Annotated in this window: 2 pseudogenes; one reads left to right on the top strand and one right to left on the bottom strand. The window is 64.6% G+C overall.

What is annotated here, in order from left to right:
* Positions 1-123 precede the first annotated feature (123 nt).
* A pseudogene (locus DRV96_RS17805) lies at positions 124-576 on the bottom strand (IS1595 family transposase); the annotation flags it as partial.
* A 54-nt stretch (positions 577-630) separates the two neighbouring features.
* Here DRV96_RS17805 and DRV96_RS17800 point away from each other — a divergent pair.
* A pseudogene (locus DRV96_RS17800) lies at positions 631-760 on the top strand (IS3 family transposase); the annotation flags it as partial.

Raw genomic sequence — 760 nt, 5'->3', positions numbered from 1 at the left:
CAACGCTGTCGCGTTGCCCACCGCGCAGGCCTTCGCCCACAAGCTCCACAGCCTCCCACCACCATCTACATGAACCTGGAACTCAACGAAGACCAGGTTCTATCGGGGCGACAACAATTCTGACGCGGGGGGGCCCCCACCGGTGACGTGGGGTTCGTGCAGGATTCCCATGCCGCGTACGGCCGTGAAGCAGCCCAGCCCATCGGACACCAGGGTGGCCGGCGCCGCCAACGACTGCGCGGCGAACGCCCGGATCGACTCCTTGGTGAAGGGCCGCTGCGACAGGCACATGAGGACGGGCTGGCCGGACTCGGTGGTCTGCACCGCGGCCACGAACGGGACCTTGTTGGGCGAGCCGCGTCCCGCCTTGCCACCCTGCACCTCGCCGCCGAGGTAAGCGTCGTCGATCTCGACCCGCCCGGTGAGCTGGCGCGATTGCTCCCGATCGACCATCACTTGCATGATCTTGTGCTTGAGCAGCCAGGCCGTCGGATACGACACGCCCAGGTGGCGCTTGAGCTCAAGCGCCGAGACGTTGTTCTTGGCCTGCGTCATCAGGTGCATGGCCAGGAACCACATTGAACCGCCCCGGATTTTGAGGAGGCTCCTTCGATTGAGAATGGAGTCATCATGAGGAAGTCCCCGAAGTTTTCCCCCGAGGTGCAGGAGCGTGCAGTGCGCATGGTCTTCGACGCCAAGGACCATTACCCGTCGCAGTGGGCAGCGATCGAGTCGATCGCCAGCAAGATCGGCTGCACCG

Source organism: Azohydromonas sediminis, from assembly GCF_003574675.1.
Taxonomy (GTDB): domain Bacteria; phylum Pseudomonadota; class Gammaproteobacteria; order Burkholderiales; family Burkholderiaceae_C; genus Calidifontimicrobium; species Calidifontimicrobium sediminis.
The sequence above is the reverse complement of the archived record's forward strand: the minus strand, read 5'-3'. Positions and strand labels throughout refer to the sequence as shown.